General features: G+C 50.0%; 19 protein-coding genes and 1 other RNA gene. 16 read left to right on the top strand and 4 right to left on the bottom strand.

Annotated features, from left to right (window positions below):
• Nucleotides 1–130: 130 nt before the first annotated feature.
• Nucleotides 131–2,446 (bottom strand): transglycosylase domain-containing protein, encoded by a 2,316-nt coding sequence (locus tag ACYVUV_RS06055; protein ID WP_439776334.1) that lies wholly within the window; start codon nt 2,444–2,446, stop codon nt 131–133.
• The gene (gene recU / locus ACYVUV_RS06050) at nt 2,433–3,065 is read right to left on the bottom strand and encodes a Holliday junction resolvase RecU (RefSeq protein WP_439776335.1); all 633 of its coding nucleotides are present in this window, start codon (nt 3,063–3,065) and stop codon (nt 2,433–2,435) included. The genes ACYVUV_RS06055 and recU overlap by 14 nt, the downstream gene beginning before the upstream one ends.
• 160 nt (nt 3,066–3,225) lie before the next feature.
• Between recU and ACYVUV_RS06045 the strand changes: the two genes are divergently transcribed.
• The 14 genes from ACYVUV_RS06045 to ACYVUV_RS05980 all read left to right on the top strand — a co-directional run bounded on the left by ACYVUV_RS06045 (nt 3,226) and on the right by ACYVUV_RS05980 (nt 18,222).
• Nucleotides 3,226–3,786 carry an SLOG family protein gene (locus ACYVUV_RS06045; protein WP_439776336.1) on the top strand — a complete coding sequence of 187 codons (561 nt, stop codon included), beginning with the start codon at nt 3,226–3,228 and terminating at the stop codon, nt 3,784–3,786.
• Between the two features lie 75 nt (nt 3,787–3,861).
• On the top strand, nt 3,862–4,326 hold the full coding sequence (locus tag ACYVUV_RS06040; RefSeq protein WP_439776337.1) for a DivIVA domain-containing protein: 465 nt from the start codon (nt 3,862–3,864) through the stop codon (nt 4,324–4,326).
• Between the two features lie 28 nt (nt 4,327–4,354).
• Nucleotides 4,355–4,715: RNase P RNA component class B (rnpB, locus tag ACYVUV_RS06035), an RNA gene on the top strand.
• Between the two features lie 127 nt (nt 4,716–4,842).
• Nucleotides 4,843–5,967 (top strand): THUMP domain-containing class I SAM-dependent RNA methyltransferase, encoded by a 1,125-nt coding sequence (locus ACYVUV_RS06030; RefSeq protein WP_484499185.1) that lies wholly within the window; start codon nt 4,843–4,845, stop codon nt 5,965–5,967.
• A gap of 18 nt (nt 5,968–5,985) precedes the next feature.
• Nucleotides 5,986–7,212 carry a metallophosphoesterase family protein gene (locus ACYVUV_RS06025; RefSeq protein WP_439775067.1) on the top strand — a complete coding sequence of 409 codons (1,227 nt, stop codon included), beginning with the start codon at nt 5,986–5,988 and terminating at the stop codon, nt 7,210–7,212.
• 154 nt (nt 7,213–7,366) lie between these two features.
• Nucleotides 7,367–7,723, top strand: a complete 357-nt coding sequence (locus ACYVUV_RS06020) for a hypothetical protein (RefSeq protein ID WP_439775066.1) — start codon at nt 7,367–7,369, stop codon at nt 7,721–7,723.
• The gene (locus tag ACYVUV_RS06015) at nt 7,716–9,395 is read left to right on the top strand and encodes a formate--tetrahydrofolate ligase (protein ID WP_439775065.1); all 1,680 of its coding nucleotides are present in this window, start codon (nt 7,716–7,718) and stop codon (nt 9,393–9,395) included. Before ACYVUV_RS06020 ends, ACYVUV_RS06015 begins: the two co-directional genes overlap by 8 nt.
• A gap of 11 nt (nt 9,396–9,406) precedes the next feature.
• Entirely contained in the window at nt 9,407–9,859 is a 453-nt protein-coding gene (gene lspA, locus ACYVUV_RS06010) for a signal peptidase II (protein ID WP_050952378.1), read from the top strand.
• Between the two features lies 1 nt (nt 9,860).
• Nucleotides 9,861–10,775 carry an RluA family pseudouridine synthase gene (locus tag ACYVUV_RS06005; protein WP_439775064.1) on the top strand — a complete coding sequence of 305 codons (915 nt, stop codon included), beginning with the start codon at nt 9,861–9,863 and terminating at the stop codon, nt 10,773–10,775.
• A 1-nt stretch (nt 10,776) separates the two neighbouring features.
• The gene (locus ACYVUV_RS06000) at nt 10,777–11,832 is read left to right on the top strand and encodes a carbamoyl phosphate synthase small subunit (RefSeq protein WP_439775063.1); all 1,056 of its coding nucleotides are present in this window, start codon (nt 10,777–10,779) and stop codon (nt 11,830–11,832) included.
• Nucleotides 11,832–15,023, top strand: a complete 3,192-nt coding sequence (gene carB / locus ACYVUV_RS05995) for a carbamoyl-phosphate synthase large subunit (RefSeq protein ID WP_439775062.1) — start codon at nt 11,832–11,834, stop codon at nt 15,021–15,023. Before ACYVUV_RS06000 ends, carB begins: the two co-directional genes overlap by 1 nt.
• Nucleotides 15,024–15,120: 97 nt before the next feature.
• A complete protein-coding gene (locus ACYVUV_RS05990; protein ID WP_439775061.1) occupies nt 15,121–15,402 on the top strand; it encodes an ACT domain-containing protein in 282 nt (93 codons plus the stop codon).
• On the top strand, nt 15,402–16,745 hold the full coding sequence (locus ACYVUV_RS05985) for a DUF711 family protein (protein ID WP_484499184.1): 1,344 nt from the start codon (nt 15,402–15,404) through the stop codon (nt 16,743–16,745). Before ACYVUV_RS05990 ends, ACYVUV_RS05985 begins: the two co-directional genes overlap by 1 nt.
• 97 nt (nt 16,746–16,842) lie before the next feature.
• A complete protein-coding gene (locus ACYVUV_RS05980) occupies nt 16,843–18,222 on the top strand; it encodes an IS3-like element ISL6 family transposase (RefSeq protein ID WP_484499183.1) in 1,380 nt (459 codons plus the stop codon).
• 56 nt (nt 18,223–18,278) lie between these two features.
• Here ACYVUV_RS05980 and ACYVUV_RS05975 read toward each other — a convergent pair whose 3' ends face one another.
• On the bottom strand, nt 18,279–19,970 hold the full coding sequence (locus ACYVUV_RS05975) for an Rqc2 family fibronectin-binding protein (RefSeq protein WP_484499182.1): 1,692 nt from the start codon (nt 19,968–19,970) through the stop codon (nt 18,279–18,281).
• A 196-nt stretch (nt 19,971–20,166) separates the two neighbouring features.
• Between ACYVUV_RS05975 and ACYVUV_RS05970 the strand changes: the two genes are divergently transcribed.
• Nucleotides 20,167–21,048: a DegV family protein gene (locus tag ACYVUV_RS05970; protein WP_439774682.1), complete on the top strand. Its 882-nt coding sequence runs from the start codon at nt 20,167–20,169 to the stop codon at nt 21,046–21,048.
• 54 nt (nt 21,049–21,102) lie between these two features.
• Entirely contained in the window at nt 21,103–22,176 is a 1,074-nt protein-coding gene (locus tag ACYVUV_RS05965) for a hypothetical protein (protein WP_484499181.1), read from the top strand.
• 68 nt (nt 22,177–22,244) lie between these two features.
• Here ACYVUV_RS05965 and ACYVUV_RS05960 read toward each other — a convergent pair whose 3' ends face one another.
• Nucleotides 22,245–23,156 (bottom strand): EamA family transporter, encoded by a 912-nt coding sequence (locus ACYVUV_RS05960; protein ID WP_439774680.1) that lies wholly within the window; start codon nt 23,154–23,156, stop codon nt 22,245–22,247.
• Nucleotides 23,157–23,200: the final 44 nt, after the last annotated feature.

The raw sequence follows: 23,200 nt of genomic DNA, 5'->3' as shown, positions 1-23,200 counted from the left end.
ACTTCTGAAAATAAATAGCTAGGTATCGAATTTTTAAAGAGAAAAAATAAAGTATGGTCAAAAAACATAGCCTTAAGAAGACAAGAGCAAAGAAAAAGGCCTGCCAGACTCTGTCTGGCAGACCTGAGGCTTAATTGCCTTGTTTATTGTCAGTATTATTGTTGTCCTGCTTGTTTTCTTCAGCCTTCGGGGCTTCGCTGCTCTGGCTGGACGAAACAGCAGAGCTGGAGGAAACCGAGCTTGAACTTGCTGAGCTGGATGAAGATGAGGATTTTGAACTTACTGAAGAACTTGAACTGGACTTAGAAGAGCTGGAACTGGAGCTGGACTTGACGCTGGAAGTTACAGTTGAGCTGGAACTTGTAGTAGAACTCGTGCTTGAGCTGACATAGTCGGCATCAGTCGGTGAATGCCCCTTAACGAAGAGTTCCCAAGTATATGACTGGCCAGGGGAGGCCACTTCGTCTTCAGTATTCTTGACGATCCGCTTCTTAACGACCGTTGATGGCATTTCCCAGTCGGTGCTGTCTTCGTCAGCCATCAAGTAAGACATCATATACTTGTAAATCAGCTGGGCCGAATACTGGCCGACCCCGGAAATCGTCCCGTCCTTTAAGTTGTCATAGCCTGTCCAGATCCCAATCGAGTACTGTTTGGTGTAGCCAACAAACCAGGAGTCCTTTGGCGTTGAGCTGTAGCTTGGGTACTTAACTAGCTCTGAGTCGGAGTACTTAACCGTACCAGTCTTGCCGGCCTCGTAGATCCCGCTGACCTTGGCCGTGGTCCCGGTCCCGCTGGTGAAGACGCCCTTGAGCATGTCAGTGATCATGTAGGCGGTTGACTTCTTCATGACCCGCTTGCCAGTAGAGTTGTATTTGCGCACTTGCCCGTCAGCCGTTTCGATCTTGGAGACGAACTGCGGCTTGCGGTAGACGCCCATTGTCGCAAAGGCTCCGTAAGCAGCCGCCATCTGTAAGCTGGAGGCGTCAGCCCCGATCGCTGTTGACAAACCAGCGTTGGCAGAGACGTTGACGCCCAGTTTTCTGGCAAAAAGTGATGCTCGAGAAATCCCAACTTCATTCAAGGCTCTGACGGCTGGCACGTTTCTGGACTGAACCAGGGCGTAGCGCATGCTCATTGACCCTTGGTAAGTGTTGTCCCAGTCATAAAGCTGGATGTTGGTACCTGGGTAAGTGTACTTGGTATCCTGAAGGATATGGCTGGTTCCCCAGTTGAGATATTCAATTGCCGGACCGTAGTCTAAGACTGGCTTGATCGTTGACCCGGTCGACCGGCCGGTTTGGACTGCCCGGTCAAGTCCCAGCTGGACCGATGGCAATTTTCGGCCCCCAAGGATGGCGATGACGTGGCCGTTCTTCGGGTTGACGACCGTGGCCCCGATCTGCATCTTCTTACTGGTGAAAGCAACGCTGCCGCTGTTGGCCAGGGAGTAGAGCTTGTTTTGGGCAGCCTGGTTGATGTTGATGGTAATCTTCAGGTTGTCGTTATATGGGTCATAGCCGTCAGCCTGTACTTCAGCAATTGCTTCCTTGATGTAGGCGTCGTCGACCTTGCGCAGCTTGGATTCAGTGCTGGTCGTGTGCTTCTTCAGACCCTTCTGCACGTCTTCAGCCTTGGCAGCCAGGTACTGCTTTTTGGTGATTTTCTTATTGTCGTACATGGCCTTTAAGACCAGGTCCCGCCGGTACTTAGCCTTCTTTGGGTATAAGTAAGGGTTGTAGGCCACCGGGGCGTTAGGCATCCCGGCCAAAAGGGCCAGCTGGGCCAGGTCCAGCTGCTTGAGGGACTTGCCATAGTAGTAGTTGGCTGCCGTCCCCATCCCATAGGTCCCGTAGTTCATGTAGACCTTGTTGATGTAGAATTCCAGGATCTGGTCCTTGCTGTATTCTCTTTCAACCTTCATGGCCAGCCAGGCTTCCTGGGCCTTTCTGGACAGGGTCCGTTGGGAGCTGGCGGTTGAGAAGCAGGTCAATTTGACCAGCTGCTGGGTGATGGTTGACCCGCCGGCCACGGTGCTGGAGCTCTTGACGTTGGTCAAGAAGGAAGACACAATCCGGAAGGGGTCGATCCCCAAGCTTTCAGAATAGAAGCGCTTGTCTTCAATGGAGACGACCGCGTCTTTCAAGGTCTGGGGGATATCCGAATCTTTAGCATAAACCCGGGTTTGTGAACCCAGTGACATTAAAAATTTGCCATCGGTAGTGTAAAAACTTGATGTGCCGCCGCTTTGCAGCTTGGCGGTGCTGATGCTCGGCGCGTCTTTGGCATAATAGGCGAAGACGCCGACGCCGGAGATGATCAGCAAGAAAAAGAGCAGAAAAAGCCATTTGATTACCCGCAGAACGGGCCGGGCCTTCTTGGCGCCGTCATTGGCATGCAGGCGCGCCATCCGCGTGTTCTTTTGCTCTGGACTATTTGTTGCCATGTTCTTGTTTCCTATCCGCAATGATCCGGTCGACCGCCTCTAAATAAGGCAGGGCAGGCCGGAATCCGCTTTTAATTTCAAAGGAGTTAGCTTCGATTTCAGCAAGAGTCATAGAACTCTTGCCGGCAGCCTTCCAGTTTTGCCAAGCTTGAATCAAAAAAGATGCCGGGGTAACGAAGTAGCGCTCCAAACTCATGAAACCGATAAGGGCAAAACAGATGCCCTCTTGGTCCAGGCACTGCTGCAGGTGCAGGATTTGGTGGTCATGAAAGTTCTTTAAAGGAAAAGAAGTTTTGTTGCGCGTCTCCTTGGCTTCAAAATCAAGGTAGTAGCCCTGATAAACGCCATTGTAGTCAGTCGTTGAGGCCTGTCGGAAGTAGGCCTCGCGGATGACGGCCCGCGATCTTTTCGGGTAGTCGACCTTGACGATCTGGATCGGGGTCGGTTTCTTGTGGACGACCGCGATGCCCGCGTCGAGGTAGTACTGGTTTGATTCGTTGATCTGCTGCTCCAGGGTCATCCCGCGGTCGGAAAAGCTGGCCTTCTTAAGCAGGGCCTTTTCTCCTTGCCGCTGGGCTGCCCTTAAGGGGATGACAGATCCAGTTGGGTATTTAACCATAAAGTTCACTCCTGGAAGTCATTATAACAATAAAAACTTGAGAAACCTAATCAGATTATTTTTGCGCTAGCGCTAAAGCTCGATCATCCTTGCTTTTTCGGTTAATGTTACAATGTTTTTAAAGACCTGGCAAAGCAAAAGAATTAAGGAGGAAATTTGCATGCAGCGAATTTGGATCAGCGGCTATCGCAGCTATGAACTGGGAACTTTTGGCGACAAGGATCCAAAAATCACGGTGATCAAATACGCCATTAAGCAGTACCTGACTAATCTGCTGGAAGAAGGACAGCTGGACTGGGTCATCACCGGCGCTAACCTGGGCGTTGAGCAGTGGAGCGCGGAAGTAGCGCTGGATTTGCGGCAGGAATACAACTTGCGGGTTGCGGTGATGCTGCCTTACTTGGACTTTGGCAGTCGCTGGAGCGAAAACAACCAGCTGAAGCTGCAGAATTTAAAAAATCTAGCTGACTTCTGGTCCGCGACTTCAAAAGGATCTTACCAGGGTGCCCGCCAGCTTAGGGACTACCAGCAGTTCATGTTCCAGCATACCGACCGGGCCCTTTTGGTCTATGACCCGGAATACCCAGGCAAGAGCAAATATGACTACGAGATGATTGAAAAATACCTGCAAAAGCGCGATGACTACCAGCTGGACCTGCTCGATTATTATGACTTGGAGCAGGCCGCCCGGGAATATGAAGAAAATCAAAGAGAATGGTAAATTTTAACTCTTTCTTTCTTTTTTATGGAGTCGCTTTTTGATAAAATGACTTTAGTATAAAGGAGTCAAGAGTTAATGGCAGATTTAAACGATATTAAGCTGTCCGCGCAGGACATTTTAAAGAAGCAGTTCAGAAGCAAGGTCAAGGGCTATGATCCGGATGAGGTTGATTCTTACCTGGACCAAATCATTTCCGACTATGAGACCTTCCAGGACATCATTGAAGACCTATACGGGCGGATTGGTGAACTGCAGGGGCAAGTGATCGACGCTGAGAAGCAGGTCAAGCAGGAAGAAAAGGCCGTCAAGGAAATCCCGGCAGCCGTACCGGCATCAGCGACTACTGAAAGCAAGGAAGAAGACGTCAAGACCTACGTGCCGAGCTCACAAAGGCAGCGGACCGACTTCGCCTTGGATAGCAGCAGTACTAGCGGCGAAATTTCAACTAACATGGCAATCATTCAAAGACTTTCAACTCTGGAGCGGAAGGTCTACAATCTGGAACAAAGAGTTTACGGAATTCAGGACTTACAAAAGTAAGAAAGTTTGCTATAATAGTAATGTTGCAAATTTTGAGCAGTCGCGGCCGGCCTTGAGCCGGCTGAGGAAAGTCCACGCACGCACGGGCTGCGATGCCCGTAGTGATCGTATTCAGCCCAATAAGCTGGAGGAGGCCTTGAGCCTCACGGCAGAGAAAGCGCTAAAGCCTGGCCATGCGTGAATATCTTGAAAGTGCCACAGTGACGGAGCAAGCCGGGAAACCGGCTTGGTGGAACGAGGTAAACCCTGCGAGCGTGTAACCCAAAATTTGGTAGGGGCGTCTCAACTTAGGCAAATGAACCAAAAGTTGGACTACATCATGTAGAGATAGATGGCTGCTGAAACCAGCCGCGGCCGGCGGTTGGTGGAACAGAACGTGGCTTATAGAAATTTGCAAGGCAGAGAGTTGGACTTCGTTTGAAGCCCAACTTTTTCTTTTTTAAGGAAAAAGCCTGCAAAGATAAAAACAAGATAAAGATCAGAATAAAATTCAGAAGTAAAAGAACGGAGACAGCGATGGAAGAATACCAATTATACGCGACCATGGGGGCTGGTTTTGAAAGCGTCGTGGCCAAGGAACTGCAGTCCTTGGGTTATGAAACGACGACCGAAAACGGCCGGGTCTTTTTTAAAGGGGGCCAGAAAGACATCGTCAGATGCAACCTGTGGCTGAGAACCGCTGACCGGGTCAAGATCCTGTTAAAGGAATTCACGGCAAGAGACTTCTCAACCCTGTATGACGAAACTTACGCTTTTGACTGGGCCATGCTTTTGCCAGTCGACGCGGCTTTCCCGGTCAAGGGGCGCAGCGTCCGCTCAAAGCTCCACTCTGAGCCGGACGTGCAGTCAATTGTGAAAAAAGCGATCGTTGACAAGATGGCAGCCCAGTACCACCGCCGGGGCAAGCTGCCGGAAAGCGGCAGCCTTTACCAGCTGGACGTGCACATTTACAAGGATACTGTCCGCCTGTCACTGGATACGACTGGGGAAAGTCTTTTCAAGCGGGGTTACCGGATTGAACACGGTGGCGCGCCTTTAAAGGAAAACTTCGCGGCGTCTTTGATCAAGCTGACCCCATATGATGGGACCCACCCGTTTATCGACCCAATGTGCGGGTCAGGGACCCTGCCAATTGAAGCAGCCTTGATCGCCCGCAATATTGCTCCAGGCACTTGGCGGAAGTTTGCCTTTGATGACTTTGACTGGTTTGATCCTAGCCTGCATGAAGAGCTGCTGGAAGAAGCTAAGAGCCAGGTTAAACCGGCTGAGGCGCCGATCTGGGCCAGTGACATTGACCAGTCAATTCTTGAAGTGGCCAAGCTGAATGCCCACAATGCCGGGGTTTTGCAGGATATCCGCTTCAAGCAGGTCGCGGTCAAGGACTTTACCACCGACCTGGAAAACGGCGTCATCGTTTCCAACCCACCATACGGCAAGCGTTTGAAAGACAAGCAGGGGGTGGAAGAACTATACCGGCAAATGGGGGAAGTCCTGCGGCCACTTACTTCTTTCAGCCAGTACTATCTGACGGCGGACCCGGATTTTGAAAAGTGCTTTGGACAAAAGGCCAGCAAGAAGCGCAAGCTCTACAATGGTAACCTCCGGGTTGACTACTACCAGTTCTGGGCTAAGCGCAAGTAATGAAAAAGAGACAAGCTGATGAAGACGATCACGGATAGTGAACAGCCAAACTTCTGGCTGATCTCAGACCCGCACTTAATTGCGGATGACCTGCATGATTTTGGCAGCCGGTTTCTAGAGATGCGCCGGACTAGTGCCGGCAAGGATATTGCCTACCAGGACCTGGCCCTAAGGGCTTTTGTCAGAAAAGTCCTGCAGGCAAAGCCAGCCGCCTTGGTTATCACCGGGGACTTGACCTTTAACGGGGCCAAGCGGTCGGCAGAAAGGCTGAGGGAGATTTTTGCCCCCCTAAAAGAAGCTGGCATTGCTTTGCTGGTCATTCCTGGCAACCATGACATATATGACGGCTGGGCCAGGAGTTTTGCCGGCAGCGAGGAAAGACGGGTGGAGCAGGTTTCACCGGCTGACTGGAAGAAAATTTTTTCCGCCAGCTATGACTTAGCCGCAAGCCAGGACCCAGGCTCTTTATCATATTCAGTCAACTTAAACCGGCACTGGCGGCTACTTCTGCTTGATTCCAACCTTTATAGCCAGCAGTTTTCCTATACCCATCCAATGACCAGCGGGGCCATTGATGATGGGGAAAGAAGCTGGCTGAGCCAGGAATTGGACGAGGCTGAAAGTAATGGTCAAGATGTCCTCTTTTTCATGCACCACAACCTCTACAGTCATAATTCAGTGGTTCATGACGGCTTTAAACTGAATAATGCCGGTGAAATTATCCAGCTGCTCAGTCAGTATCCGGTCCGCTGCGCCTTTTCCGGCCATATTCATGCCCAGCACATTATGTCCGGCTGGGTACCGGTTCCCGAGGTGGTCTCATCCTGTTTCGCGGAAAGTGACCAGGGCTATGGGATAGTTGAGCTGACTGATAATTCTCTTAGCTACCAGCGGCAGTCTTTTGACATTGACAATTTTTTGACGGCTGAAGAAAAAGCTTTTGCTCCCTTCAATGATTTTCACGCTTATCTGAAGGAAGTTTTTGACCAAAGCAATGACCTGCTCATCCGCCAGCACTTTCTGAAAGGGGCGGCAGACGACCTGCCGGAAGCAGCCAGCCTGCTCAAAAAGATGCACTGGGACTTTTTTACCGGACAAAGCTATAAGAGCCAAGAAGAAATCGCGGCAATTTACCGGTCAAGCGCTTACCGAACTTTGCTGGCGGCCATGCCTAGCATGAAAAGTTATATCAGCTCCCTTTACGAGAGCACTCAGTCAAGCCAAAAGTTGGATTTGGCCTGGTGAAAAGCCGATCGTTTTTTAGACAAATTCGATTTAAGCCTTAATTATAACTTGATTACCGAATATTAAAAACAACAGTTAAAAATATTTTTCGTATTTCTCGGTATTTCCCTGCTTTTTTGCTATAATCTAGATATCTAGTGACAAGGAGTTTTTCATGAAAAAACATTTGATCTTTTTAGGAGACCTTGGCGTTATTTATTACAGCTGGCTCTTGCTGGTGCTTTTTTTGACTGTGATCTTTTGTCTGGAAGGCAGCCAGTTCATCAACCCGCCGACTGTGATAACCGGCATCATCTTCTTGCTCCTGCTTGTTTTTACATGGAAAAAGTCCTACATTTCTTTTGACGGCCAGACGCGCTTGCGCTTGCCATACCGGAAGGAGTTCGTCCTGGAGGAAAAACCAGAATTGGTGACTAGTTGGCGTGGCTTTGAAGTCTACCGGGCGCGGGTTTCCAAGCATCAAAGCATTGATTATCTTGTTTTTAAGAGAAAGCGTGACAGAAATGGTTAAATCAGATATCGAAATTGCGCAAGAAGCAGAAGAATTGCCTATTACTGACGTTGCGGCCAAGCTGGGCTTGACCAGCCAAGACCTTGAACCATACGGCTATGACAAGGCCAAGGTCAACTGGCAGGCAATCAAGCGCAGTGAAGAAAACGGCCACCTGGGCAAGCTGATCTTGGTGACTTCAATTTCACCAACTCCAGCCGGGGAAGGCAAGTCCACGATGACGATCGGGATCGGGGATGCCATCAACAACCAATTGGGCAAGAAGACGGTGATCGCCTTAAGAGAGCCATCCATGGGCCCGGTCTTCGGGATGAAGGGCGGGGCTGCCGGCGGCGGCTACGCGCAAGTCATTCCTATGGAAGACATCAACCTCCACTTTACTGGCGACATGCATGCCTTGACTTCAGCCATCGACAACCTGTCAGCTTTGGTTGACAACTACATCTACCAAGGCAACGAATTGGGCCTGGACCCGGAAAAGATCGTCATCAAGCGCGGCCTGGACGTCAACGACCGGACCTTGAGAAAGGTAACGATCGGCCAAGGTTCCAAGTTCAACGGGGTAGAGCGTCCGGCCAGCTTCCAGCTGACTGTGGGCCACGAACTGATGGCCATTCTCTGCCTGTCCAAGAACATCGCGGACTTGAAGGAAAGAATCGGCAAGATCCTGGTTGGCTACACTTACGAGGATGAGCCAATCTTCGTCAAGGACATGGGCTTCCAAGGCGCTATCGCCGCCCTTTTGTCAACTGCCCTGAAGCCAAACCTGGTTCAAACTTTGGAACACACCCCAGCCTTCGTGCACGGCGGGCCTTTCGCCAACATTGCCCATGGCAACAACTCCATCCTTTCAACCAACCTGGCTCTGCACCTCAGCGACTACGTTTTAAGTGAAGCCGGCTTCGGTTCAGACCTTGGCGGGCAAAAGTTCCTGGACTTCGTTTCAACCAAGCTGGAAAAGAAGCCAGATGCCGCCGTTGTCGTTGCTACTGTCCGTGCTTTGAAGTACCAGGCAGAAAAGTCAACCGACCACTTGAAGGAAGAAAACCTGGACTCACTGAAGGAAGGCTTCGCTAACCTGGACCGGCACATGAACAATGTCCGTTCATACCAGATCCCGGTTTTGGTTGTCATCAACAAGTTCCCAACTGATACTGAAGCAGAACTTGACCTGCTCAAGTCATTGATTGAAGAACAAGGCTTCCCATGCGAAATCGTGACTGCCCATGACGAAGGCTCCAAGGGGGCTAAGGCAGCGGCTGAAAAGATCGTTGAACTGGCAGATAAGAGCGACTACGAAATCAAGCGCAGCTACGACATGGATGACGACCTGGAAAGCAAGATTGAAAAGGTAGCCAAGCGGATCTACCACGCTGCTGACGTGGAATACACCGACAAGGCCAAAGAACAGCTGGCCAAGCTGAAGAAGATGGGCAAGGACAAGCTGCCAGTCATCATTGCCAAGACCCAGTACAGCTTTACCGACAATGCCAAGGAATTAGGGGCTCCTACTGACTTTACTTTGCATGTCAAGGGCTTGAGCCTCCGCAACGGGGCCGGCTTCGTGGTCGTTTCAACTGGTCACATCCTGGACATGCCAGGCCTGCCAAAGCACCCGGCTGCCTTGGATATTGATGTGGACGAAACCGGCAAGATCAGCGGTTTGTTCTAGAAAAGAGGATTATGCAGATAGTTGGATTAGTGATCGCTGCCTTGATCGCGGCAGCTGATCAAGCTTTGAAGTATTATATTGTCACAAATTACCGTTTGGGCGAAGTCCACGACGTGATGCCGGGCCTTTTCTCCTTTACCTATATTCAGAATAATGGGGCGGCCTGGAACATTTTGTCCGGGAAGATGTGGTTCTTCTATGTAGTCAGCGCTGTCGCTATTGCCGTAGTGCTGTATTACTACTTCAACAAGAAGTACAGCCACTGGATGTTCAAGTCGGGCCTGGTTTTGGTATTGGGCGGGATCATCGGCAACTTGATTGACCGCCTGCATTTGAAGTATGTCATCGACATGATTCAGCTGGACTTTGTGCAGTTCAATATCTTCAACCTGGCTGATGCCGCCATTACCGTTGGCGTGATTTTAATCTTCAGCTATCTGTTATTCATTGAAAGGGAGGACTAGGATGAACCGTGAGTATGAACTGACCGTGCAAGAAAGCGGCCAGCGGCTGGACAAGTATCTGGCAGAAGAAATGGCTGATTTGTCCAGAAGCCGGATCAAGGAACTGGTCCAGGCCGGCGAAGTCCTGGTCAATGGCAAAAAGAGCAAAGTTTCATATAAAGTGCAGAAAGGTGACCTGATTCAGGTCACCGTTTTGCCGTTAGAGCCCTTGGCGCTTGAAGCGGAAAATATCCCCCTGGACATTGTCTATGAAGATGAAGACGTCATCGTGGTCAACAAGCCCCAGGGGATGGTGGTTCACCCGGCCGCCGGCCACCCTAGCCACACCTTGGTCAACGCCTTGCTTTACCACACCAGGGACCTGGCAGATAGCCCGGAAGGCTTCAGACCCGGGATCGTTCACCGGATCGACAAGGACACGTCAGGCCTCTTGATGGTGGCCAAAAACGCTGCTGCTAGAGAATCACTGGAAAAGCAGCTGGCGGCCAAGTCCAACAAGCGCCAGTACCTGGCCATCGTTCATGGCAATTTTGCTGAAGAAGAGGGGACAATTGATGCCCCGATCGGCCGCAATCCTAAGGACCGCAAGCAGATGGCCGTCGTTGAAAAGGGCAAGAGCGCGGTGACCCACTTCAAGGTCTTAGAACAATACCAGGGCTACAGCCTGGTTGAATGCCAGCTGGAAACCGGCCGGACCCACCAGATCCGGGTTCACATGGCCTATATCGGTCACCCTTTGGCCGGCGACCCCTTGTATGGGCCAAGAAAGACTCTGCCTGGCAAGGGTCAGTTCTTGCATGCCATGACCCTGGGCTTTGAGCAGCCAAGGACCGGGGAGTGGCTGGAATTTTCCGTCCAGCCGCCGGAAATTTTCCAGAAAACAGTTGAAGAATTGCGGCAAAAGCGGGTGAAATAAAATGAAACGCTACCTTATTCTTGAAGATGGCAGCTCTTATGCCGGTGACGGCATCGGGGCGATGGTTACCTCGACGGGGGAACTGGCCATCCAGACCAGCAACTACGGCTACCAGGAAGTTTTGACCGATCCGTCAAACGCGGGCAAGATCATCGTTTTTACCACCCCGATGATCGGCAGCAACGGGATCAACGCCGTTGACTATGAAAGCATTCAGCCCAGTGTCCGCGGCGTTATCGCTAACGACATTGCCTTGAATATCACCGACAATGACAGCTTCCAGTCTTTGGGCGACTTTTTGAAAGAAAAAAAAGTGCCGGCAATTTTTAACGTTGATACCCGGGCCTTGGTCAGGAAATTGCAAAACCTGGGCCCCTTAAAAGCGTCGATCATGGATACAAATGATGCCCATGCCTTTGATCAGATCAGAGCCCTGGTGTTGCCGAAAAACAAGAGCTCTTTGGTTTCAACCAAGAACGCCTATGCCGCGCCTAATGTCGGCAAGACCATTGCCATTATCGACCTGGGCCTTAAGCACTCCATGCTGCGGGAACTTTCGTTAAGACAGGTTAACGCCAATGTCTTGCCATATAACGCGACTGTCCGCGACATCAAGAGCCTGCGGCCGGACGGGATCATCATTTCCAACGGCCCCAGCCAGGCCAAAGAAGTTTTGCCATATTTGCGGCAGATTTTAGATGAATATCTGGGCAAGCTGCCGATCTTGGGGATTGGTTTGGGCTTTTTGGCCATTTCGGCTTACCTGGACCTCAGCCTGGTTGACCTGCCTCAGTACCAGAACGGGACCAATTTCCCGGTGATCGGGCAGAGCAGCGGGCAGATCTGGCAGACGGCCATGAATATTGGCCAGCTGGTTTTGCCTGATGACACGGCCATGACCTTCAATGAAGAGTATTTCGACCTGCACAATGAGCTTTTGGCCGGCTTCAGCAATGACAAGCTGCAGCTCTTGGCAGTGGCTTTCAACCCGGAAGGAGCGCCGGGGACGGAAGATGCCCAGGTGATTTTTGACGACTTTTTGAAACTGGTGAAATAATGCCACGCGAAAATGATTTAAACAAAATCTTGATTATCGGTGCCGGCTCAGCCCTGGTGGGCAATGTGGCCAACACGGACCTTTTGACTAAGAGCGCCATTGAGGCCCTTTTGGAAGAAAACATCCAGGTGGTCCTGGTCAACCCCAATCCGGCCAGCGTATCGACGGACCCCTTGCCGGGCTTGACCGTGTACCTGGAGCCGATGACTTTGGACTTCTTGAAGCGGATCCTCCGGATGGAAGAGCCCGACGCGATCATGACCGCTTTCGGTTCTTTGATGGCCCTGGACGTGACCAAAAAGCTGCAGGCTGACGGGATTCTGCACCAGATGGGGATCCGGCTGTTGACGATTAATGAGAAGGCAATCTCCATGGCCAATCCGCAGAAGCGGACCCGCTTTTTGGAAGCCAATCATTTGCCAGTCGGGCAGACCTGGTTTTTAGACGGCCTGGGCTTAAAATACGACGAGCACCTGCAAGAGCAGCTGGAAAACAAGCTCTCTTTCCCGATTCTTCTGACCAAGAAATACTACTTTGAGCGCGATGACCACATCTCCTTCAAGAGCAGCCGGGATTTAGCCCAGTACCTGCGCCAGGAGAGCCAGGACAAGGACTTCCACCCAGCCAGCTACCGGATGACGGAAGACTTGTCTAATTGTGAAGAGGTCATCCTGGACCTGCTCCGTGATGAGGACGGCAATCTCTGCTTTGTCGGGGCAACTGGGTCTTTGGAACCGGTCGGGATCGACTCAGGCGACTCGGTCTTGATCAAGCCGCTTTTGACCATGAACAATGACCAGATCCAGGTCTTGCGGGCGGAAGCTGGCAAAATCGCGGACAAGCTGCAGCTGGTCGGCTTTTTGAGCGTCCATTTTGCCATCAGCCACCGAGATATGGACATGGTCTACAAGCTCCTGGCTGTTAAGCCTCGCTTGACCAGAACAGCGGTCTTGGACCAAAAGACCAGCCTGTATTCAATTGGTTATGTTTTGGCCAAGCTGGCGATCGGGATGCGGCTGAATGAAGTCACTGACCCGGCGACCGGCCTGTGCGCGGCTATTGAACCTGTCTCTGACACGGTCAGCATCAAGATTCCTTACTGGTCCTTCGCCAAAACTGGCTATAACCACTACCAGCTGGGCAAGCACACTCAGTCAACTGGGGAAGCGGTCGGGATCGGGCGGAATTTTGAAAGTGCCTTTTTCAAGGCCTTGATTTCCAGCAATGACCTGGAAGTTTTGTGGACCGCTTTTATCAACGAACGGAAGAAGAGCGACGAGGTAATCTTAGATGACCTCCGCCACCCCAATGAAATGCACCTGGTCCAGCTGCTGGCTGCCCTTAGCCAGGGGATCGACTACCAGGCCATAAGCAGCGTCTTCAACATTCATCCAGTCTACTACCAGAAGCTACGCTACCTGGTCAAGATCGGCAGGGACATCGCCCACGCGGATGAATTAGACCATGACCTTCTGTTAAAGGCCAAGATCCGGGGCTTCTCCAGCGACCTTTTGGCCAAATTGACCAAGATGGACGTCCATGACATTTTCCCTTTGCTCAATGAAAAAGATGTCCGGCCGTCATTCTCAGCAATTGATGACAGCGCCGGGGTCTACCAGCCGAAAGTCAAGGTTTACTACCAGAGTTACGGGGTCGAAAGCGAATTGGAATTTGCCAAGGATCCAAAGAAGAAAAAGGTCCTTTTGCTGGGGATGCCGCCTTTCCAGGTCTCGGTAACCAGTGAGTTTGACTACATGCTCTACCATGCCCTGGCGGCCTTGAAAAAAGAGGGCTATGAGACGGTCCTTTTGTCCAACAACGCTGAATCAGCCTCGATGGACTACCACCTGGCAGACCGGGTCTATTTTGAGCCGATCAACCTGGACAGCATTATCACCATCTGCGAAGAAGAGGGGATCACTGACGTGGTCACCCAGTTCTCCGGCAAGCAGGTGTCAGCTTTGCGGTTGCCATTGATGAGCCATGGTCTGAAGATTTTTGGCCAGCACGATATCGACCGGCTTTTACCAATCAGCCATTTAGATACGGGGAAGATTTCTGACGTCAAACGGGTGCCTTATTTAGCAACAAGCGACTACCAAGCTGTTTTGGCCTTTGTGGCCCAGGTGGGCTACCCGGTTTTGGTCGGGGGCTACCACCAAAAGAGCAAGCAAAAGTCGGCCGTAGTCTATGACCAGCCGGCCCTGGAGAAATACTTCCGGGAAAACCAGGTTGATGACTACACGATTTCCCAGTTTATCTCGGGGATGAAGTATGAGATTACAGCCATCACGGACGGGGAAGACGTGACTATTCCAGGAATCGTCGAGCACCTGGAACAGTCGGGGTCGCACGCTTCAGACTCAATCGCTGTTTTTGGCCCCCAGTATTTAAGCAAGAAACATGCCGAAAAGCTGAAAGAGGAAACGGTCAAGCTGATCCGCAGCTTCAAGATCCGGGGGATCTTCAACCTCCACTTTTTGATCAAGGGCAGCGAGATCTACCTGCTCCAGATCAAGACCTATGCTGGTCACAACCTGGCCTTTTTGTCCAAGTCCATGAACAAGGACCTGGTCGAATACGCGGTCAAGGTCTTAGCAGGCAGAAAGATCGCTGATTTAGGCTATCCGAATGAAGTCTGGCCAGTTGACGAATTCATCCACGTGAAGATGCCGGTCTTCTCCTACCTAAATTACAGCTCAGACAATACTTTTGACTCCAGGATGAAGTCTTCTGACGCTGTGATGGGCAGAGACAGCCTTTTGTCCAAAGCCCTTTACAAGGGCTATGAAGCCAGCGACCTGCATATACCGAGCTATGGGACGATCTTCTTCTCAGTCAGTGATGAAGAAAAGCAGGAAGTGGCCAACCTGGCCAAGCGCTTTGCCCGCCTGGGCTTTAAGATCACGGCCACGGAAGGGACGGCTAACATTCTGGCTGAAGCGGGGATTACCACTGGGGTTATCGCCAAGATCCAGGAAGGGTCGAGAAACCTTTTGGAAAGAATCCGGACCCACCGGATCGTAATGGTGGTCAATGTCGTCAATTTGTCAGACTCGGCAGTGGAAGACTCAATCAAGATCAAGGACCAGGCTCTGAATACCCATATTCCGGTTTTCTCCAGCCTGGAGACAGTCCAGCTGATTCTGGATGTGCTGGAATCGCTGGCTTTGACTACCCAGCCAATTTAAAAGATGCTATACTCAAACCATAAGTTTTTAATCTAAATCAAATTTATTTTATATTTTTATCCTAACGAGGATATAATCGCAAGCAGGAGGGCAAGCGATGAGAGCAATTTTGACAACCGTCGGCCAGGACAAGACCGGGATTATTGCCGGCGTAAGCAGCTTTTTGGCAGAAAAAGACATCAACATTCTGGACCTGTCCCAGACGATCATGAACGGCTACTTCACCATGATGATGGTCGTTGACGTCAGCGATGAGGCTGACTTCTCCGCCTTGAGCGCGGAACTCAAGGAACTGGGCAAGAAACTGGGCGTGGAAATCAACATCCGGAACGAAAAGATGTACGCGGCCATGCACGAACTGAGCGGAGGTCTTGAATAATGGACTTGCGGCGGATTATGGAAACGGTCAATATGATCGACAACGAGAACCTGGACCTGCGGACAACGACTATGGGGATCTCGCTTTTGGATTGTATTGATTCAGACAGTGACCGGGCTTGCCAGAAGATCTACGACAAGATCACGACTAAGGCAGAAAACTTGGTCAAGGTAGCCAAAGAACTGGAAACTGAATACGGGATTCCGATTGCCAACAAGCGGATCACGGTTACGCCAATTTCTTTGATCGCGGCAGCTTCTGGTGACAGCGACTACGTTAAGTACGCGGTTACTCTGGACAAGGCAGCTAAGGCGGTCGGCGTTGACTTGATCGGTGGCTTCTCAGCTTTGGTGCACAAGGGTTACCAAAATGGCGACCGGGTTTTGATCAAGTCAATTCCCCAAGCTTTGAAGGAAACTGAAAGAGTCTGCTCCAGTGTCAATGTCGGCTCAACCAGAAGCGGGATCAACATGGATGCCGTCAAGGAAATGGGTCAGATCGTAATTGAAAACGAAAAGATCGACCCGCTGAACAATGGCAACCTGGTCATCTTCTGCAACGCGGTTGAAGACAACCCGTTTATGGCCGGGGGCTTCCACGGGGTCGGCGAAAGCGACGTGGCTTTGAATGTCGGCGTTTCCGGCCCTGGCGTGGTTAAGACGGCCCTGGAAAAGGTCAAGGGCGAATCCATGGACGTGGTAGCTGAAACGATCAAGCAGACGGCCTTCAAGGTTACCAGAATGGGCCAATTGGTCGGCCAGGAAGCTTCCAAGCGTTTAGGCGTTGACTTCGGGATCGTGGACCTGTCTTTGGCGCCAACTCCAGCCCAAGGCGACTCAGTAGCCAACATTTTGGAAGAAATCGGTCTGGAAAGCGTGGGGACCCACGGGACCACGGCAGCTTTAGCCATGTTGAACGACGCCGTCAAGAAGGGCGGTATCATGGCCTGCAGCCATGTCGGCGGTCTGTCAGGTGCCTTCATTCCGGAATCAGAAGACGCGGGGATGATCGCGGCGGCTGAAAAGGGGATTTTGACGGTCGACAAATTGGAAGCCATGACCGCTGTCTGCTCAGTCGGTCTGGACATGATTGCCGTGCCTGGCGATACGCCAGCTGAAACGATCAGTGCCATGATTGCTGACGAAGCAGCCATTGGGATGATCAACAACAAGACCACGGCTGTCCGGGTAATTCCAGTACCGGGCAAGGATGTCGGTGATTCAATTGAATTTGGCGGCCTCTTCGGCTATGCCCCAATTATGCCTGTTCACAAGGAATCCAGCGCGGCGATGATCAACCGCGGCGGACGGATTCCAGCCCCAGTGCACAGCTTCAAGAACTAATCATTTTTTAGCAGAAAAATATAAAAAAGAACCGTACTACCAAAATTGATATGATATGACCCCCGAAATTAGGACACTAATTTCGGGGGTTATTTTCATGACTAAATACAGTAAAGAGATCAAACTTGCTATCTACCACGAATGGGTAGACGATCACAGAAGAGGCACCTACCTTAGCCGAAAATATGGGATGGGGCGTGGAGGAATCCAGTATTTGGTAGACTTGATCCAAAAGCATGGCGAAGATATTCTGGATCGTCCTCAACAGAAATATACTGCTGATTTCAAGCTTGCTGCCATTGATAGAGTTCTGCTAGGCGGTGAAGCACTTAGCCAGGTTTCTCTAGACTTAGGACTTACAAATACAGGAATTCTTGCAAATTGGCTTCGCTCTTTCAAAGAAAACGGGTATACTGTCATTACCAAGAAGAAAGGTAGACCACCAAAGAATGCCCAAAAGCAAGGACAAACAACGGATCAAAGAGCTGGAAGAGCAGGTAAAGAGGCTTACAGTCGAGCTTGCATACATAAAAAAATTGGAGGCCTTAATTCAAGAACGGAAGAGCCAAGAAAAGAAGAATTAGCTCGTGCAATCACTGAATTAAGGCAAGAATTGCGGCTTAGCGTTAAGTACATTATCGACGTTATCAATGCCAACCCTGGATTGCCTCATATCTCAAGAAGTAACTACTACTACCAAATCCATAAGCCTGATAAGGATTCTGGTAACCAGAAGCTGATGGATAGAATCAAAGAGATCTTTCTTGAACACAGCCGACGCTATGGGTACCGGCGAATTTACGGACAGCTTCGCCGGGAAGGCTATGAGATCAACCATAAGAAGGTGCAGAGGCTCATGCAAAAGATGGGCTTATTCGCCATCGCAATCCGCAAGAAACGTAAATACAGCAGCTATTACGGCGTTCAAGGCAAGATCAAGCCAGACTTAATCAAGCGCAATTTTTACGCAATTATTCCGGACAGACATTGGTTTACCGACGTGACTGAATTCCATCTTAAAGATCAAAAGCTCTACCTTTCTCCAATTATCGATGGTTGTACCCAAGAAATCATCTCCTACAACATTTCTAGGCACCCAGACCTTAAGCAAGTGATGACTATGCTAGATGACGCATTTGAGAAGCACCCGGCTCTTAACGGGCTTATTTTCCACTCAGACCGTGGCTGGCAATATCAGCACCAAGCATATCAAGCGGCTCTGGCTAACAGAGGGATCGATCAGAGCATGTCCAGGTTGGGTAATTCTCTTGATGACGGCTTAATGGAGGGCTTCTTCGGCATTCTTAAGCGGGAGATGTTCTACGGCCAAGAACATAAATACAAGGACTTAAATGAGCTTGAACAAGCTATTCACAAATACATCGATTACTACAACAACGTAAGAATCAAGACAGGACGAAAAAACATGACCCCGATTGAATATCGGAATCATGTTTTAACAACCTTAACGGCGTAATACTAAATTGTCCCAATTTTGGGGGTCACATCAATAATACGGTTCTTTTTTGCATCTTAGTCAATCCGCTTAGCTAAAATTTCATCAGCTTCCGGGGTAACTTCAATGGACTTCTGCCCGGTGTAGATAACGAAGCCAGGCTTGGCCCCGTTAGGTTTCTTGATCCGCTTGACCTGGATGTAGTCAACCGGCACGTGGGCGGAATTTTTGGCCTTAGAGAAGTAGGCAGCGATCTCGGCGCTTTCCTGGATGTCGCTGTCACTTGGCTGGCTGTCGGTTAAGATGACGTGGGAGCCAGGGATGTTCTTAACGTGGAACCAATAGTGGTTCTTGTCAGCCTTCTTCAAGGTCAGCCAGTCGTTTTGCAGGTTATTCTTGCCGACTAAAACAGTTTTGCCGGAGCTGAGCTTGAACTTGTTCAAGCTCTTTTCAGTCAGCTTAGGCTTGCGGCGTTTCTTCTGTTCAGCTCTAAGATAACCTTGATTGATCAGCTCTTCCTTGATGGCTTCGACGTCTTCTGGGTCAGCGTTGTCGATTTCCGTTTGGACGGAGTCAAGATAGCGGAGGTTTTCTTCCGTAATCTCGATCTGCTCGGTCACGTGCTTGATGGAATCCCGCATCTTCTTGTAGCGTTTGAAGTACTTCTGGGCATTGCGCTGAGGGGAGAGGGCAGGATCAAGCTTGATGGTCATGGGCTGGTTGCCTTCATAGTAGTTTGGCAGGTCGATTTTTTCCATGCCGGGTTTGACTTGGCTTAAGTAGGCCGTCAAGAGTTCCCCGGAGACTCTGAGGTTTTCGGAGTTTTCAGCGTTGTCCAGTTGCTTTTCCAGCTTCTTAAGCTTCTTTTGGAGCTTTTTGGTCTCATTAGTAACGACCTTGGTCACTTGCTGGGACCGCTGCTTGACCCAGTCCCGGTTGGCCTGGTAGGCGTAAAATTCATCTAAGGCTTCATTGAGATTGCTGGAGGAGCTTTCCTTGGTCATATCCAAATGATATGGCAGGTAAGGGTAGATCCGGCGCTTGTGCTTTGGCGTCAAGAGGACGTAGGCCTTAGGGGAGGAAAACTGGTTGTAGAAGGTCTTAAGAGAAGAGAAGGTGTAGTCGTCTTCCAGGTAGCCGGTAAGTTCTTGCCGGTCATCGCCGTCTAAACCATCCATTTGCTTGGCCAGGTCAGCTGGATTTGGGTAGTCTTTTTTCAAAGAAGAAAATTCAGATTCAGTTAAAGTAAATCCGTTGATGCCGGGAGTCAGCGGGGGCAGTTCGTACTTGGCCTTAGGCAAGAGCAGGCGGGCCCGGTTTTCGTCGGGGTTGATCCGCTTGAGCAAGTCGATGATCTTGCCGCTTTGCTTGTCGTAGAGGATGACGTTGCTGTGCCGGCCCATCAGTTCAACGGAGAGGACCAGCTGCATTTCATCACCGAGTTCGTTGCGGTTGCTGAAGGAAAAGTTGACGATCCGGCTGAGGCCAACCTGGCTGATTTCCTGGAGGACTGACCCTTCCAGGTATTTACGCAGGACCATGACGAAGAGAGGAGCCACGTTAGGGTTGGAGAAGGACTCCTTGCTCAGGTAGAGGCGGGGATATTCAGGATTAGCAGAAATTAAAAGCTGCTTGTTTTTGCGGTCCTTTCTGAAGACCAGGACCAAGTCGTTGTTAAAAGGCTGGTAGATCTTGTGTAAGCGGCCAGCAGTAATCTCATCTTGTAATTCATTAAGCAGGCTATGAATAAATAAGCCGTCAAAAGCCATTGAGCACACCTCATTCGTAAATTGAAAATCGTTCAGTTAATTATTTTAACATAAAGTGGTGGGGTTATCGGATATCATGATTGCTAGTTAAGCAGTTATTCTATACGCAAACAGGCATGATCAAGATTCTTCTAGTTTAGCTGGGGCAAGTATGCTATAATTTTCATGTTAAAACGTTAAATACGGAAGGTTAAATATGAAGATCGCATTAGTTACCGACAGTACGGCCAATTTGTCCGCGGCCGAAATTGAAAAGTATAATATCAAGGTCATTCCGATTCCGATTTACATCGATGGCAAGGAATACTTGGAAGGCATCAACATCACTTCTGAAGAACTTTTTGAATCGCAGCGGAATGGCTCCGGCTTCCCGACCACTTCCCAGCCGAAGATGGGGGACCTCATCACTACTTTTGACAAGTTCAGGGATGAGGGTTACGAGGCGATCATCTACCTTTGCCTCTCCAGCGGGATTTCAGGTTCCTACAGCACCTTGATGGGAATCGCGCAAAGCAACCCGGACTACCACCTGTACCCGTTTGACTCACAAATTACTGTCCGCCTGCAGGGCTACCAAGTTCTGGCAGCAGCCAAGATGATCGAAAAGGGCAGCTACAGTCCAGAAGAAATCATCGCCAAGCTGGCTGAAATCCGGTCAACCATCGACGAACTTTTTATTGTTGATGACTTGAACAACTTGAGCCGGGGCGGCCGGTTGAGCAACGCCAGCGCCTTTATCGGATCGCTTTTGAATATCAAGCCTTTGCTGACTTTTGACGAGAACGCCAAGATCGTGGCTTATGACAAGGTACGGTCAATGAAGCGGGCGGTTAAAAAGATCGAGCAAGAATCCCTGGAAAAGATCAGATCTTTGGACATCCCAGAAGACAAGCTGCGGATCTTGATCATCCAGTCAAACGATGCTGCCCAAGCTGAAGAAGTCATGAACTACTTCAAAGCTGAAGTGCCAAATGCCGTCTTTGAAATGGACGAATTCAGCCCGGTTATCGCGACTTACCTGGGCGAAAAATCACTCGGCATTACTTGGATGATTGACGTTGAACAGATGGAATTCTAGTTTTTAGAACTCAGAATTTGCCGTGTTCAGTGAAAGAAAAAGGAAATTTGGAAAATGAGGATCAAAAAATGGGCCGTTGTGGCCCTTTTTTGCGGCGTATTTTTGACGGGCTGCAGCAAGCAGACCGCGTCAAAAGAAACTAGCAATAATTCAAGCAAGACCAGTAAGGTAAGCAAGCCTAGCGCTAAAAAGGCCAGCAAGGCTTCGTCAAGTTCAGCTAAAGCAGTAAAACTTGACGCGGCAAAACTGACTCCGCAGGAAAGCGGCAGCTTGATTACGCTTTACTGTGCTGACCGCTTTGGCGGGGAATGGGCTAATTTGCTTCAAGCAGGGCAGAATAGCTCTTTGACCATTACCCTGCACAAGACCAGCGACTATGAATTTAAGCAGCCGGGCAGCGGCTATGCTTATGAAGCCGCGGTATCTGGGCAAACAGGGACGACCTACTATACTCTCAGTGGAAGCACTTTTTACTTCTATCAAGGAGTAAAAGTAGCGGGCAGCGGCAGCTTTTTGGGCCAGGCCACTAAGCAGGAAATGGCTGACTATATCGGTAAAAAGGATCAGCTGGCTGAATTTAAGCAGCTGGCAAAGAAGGTCCAAATCGTCGACAAGTCTGGTCAAACTCAGCGCTTGTCTGATGGCCGGAGTGGCTACTTTACCATCCCTGCAGAAATGCAGGGGACCTGGTATTCTGTAAGCAGTGATGACGATGAGACAACACATGAAAAATACGTTTTTGGCCAGAGTACAATTTTTACTCAAGACGACAAGTATAACAATAAGGGGCACACTACTACCCTGTACACTCGGGCAGCTAATTATAAAGCACCAGATTATCCATCCGAAGAACAAATAAAAAAGGCAGAAGGCTGGGGCTTGCCGAAAATAATTCAGTATAAGGGAATTAACTATCTAAACGTAATGGGCTGGTATCAAGGCGCCGGTGATGGTGAATATTTCGCAGTGCACACTGAAAATATTGACGGAAATGATGTCCAAGTTTTGATATGTGCAGGCGGTGCTGGCATCTGGGTCGATAGAATTGCTTACCGCAGCCAGGCCATGGCTGAAAAGATGCAGGATCAACGATTTGATGATTTGAATTACTCTGATTCGGACAATTAAACATAACCGAAAATTAAAGCAAAACAGCGCCAGCAGGGAAATCTGCTGACGCTGTTATTTTCATCTGACTATTTTTCAACCCGGGCCTTGATTTTGCTGCGCGGGGTCCAATTAAGGGCAATGACGGCAAAAATGATCATCACAGATGCCGCGTAATCCATCATCTGCGGCTGAAAGTGAAAGACAATGATGGAGCCAATCATGGAGGCCATCGGTTCAAAGGCATCCATAAATGCGACCGTCATCCCCGAAATATGGCCTAAAGCATGGTTTTGCCAAAGGGTCGGGATAATAGTTCCCATAATGATGACGACTGACAAGTTGATATAGACAGTCGGTGAACTCGGTAGGCTGGGCCAGACTGGATGAATCGCCGTCAAAATCAAACCTGAGATAAGCAGGCCCCAGCCAGTAACCGAAATAGTCGACTGCCTGGTCACCAGGGCTTGTGGAAGCAAGCTGTTGGCCGCTGCCCCAATTGCTGACATGATACCAAAAAGCAGGGTGAGAGGCGCGATCCTAAGGTCGTGAATGTTGCCATGCGTTGATAAGAGAAAGACACCGCCAAAAGCCAGCAAGCTGGCCGCGACGTCAATCGGCCGCAAAGTTTCCTGCTTGGTCAAAGTCAGATAGGCCAAGACGAAGAAGGGACCGATAAACTGAATAACTGTCGCGATAGCCGCGTTAGCTTGAGCCACTACCAAAAAGAAGCAGTACTGGAAGGGCAAAACGCCGATAACGGCATAAGCCAGAAGCTGGACCGCGCTCTTTTTGTCTTTCCACACCTGCCAGGGATGCTTGCCGGTCAGCTGGGCTACAGTTAAAAGGATTACGCCTGAGCAGACCTGCCGCATTTGCGTTACCCAAATTGGCGTGATGCGGGGGTCAAAATTAAAGAGGCCCTTGGCAAAAAGACCGGAAATGCCCCATAGAATGCAGGCCGCGGCTGCCAGTCCTGCCCACTTGCTATTTGCTTTCATTTTTTACTTTCTTACTTTCTCTCTACTTCATAGCTGCCATTACT

The organism is Lactobacillus sp. WILCCON 0149 (genome assembly GCF_057197965.1).
Note: the sequence above shows the minus strand (reverse complement) of the source record. Positions and strands in the feature narration are given on the sequence as shown.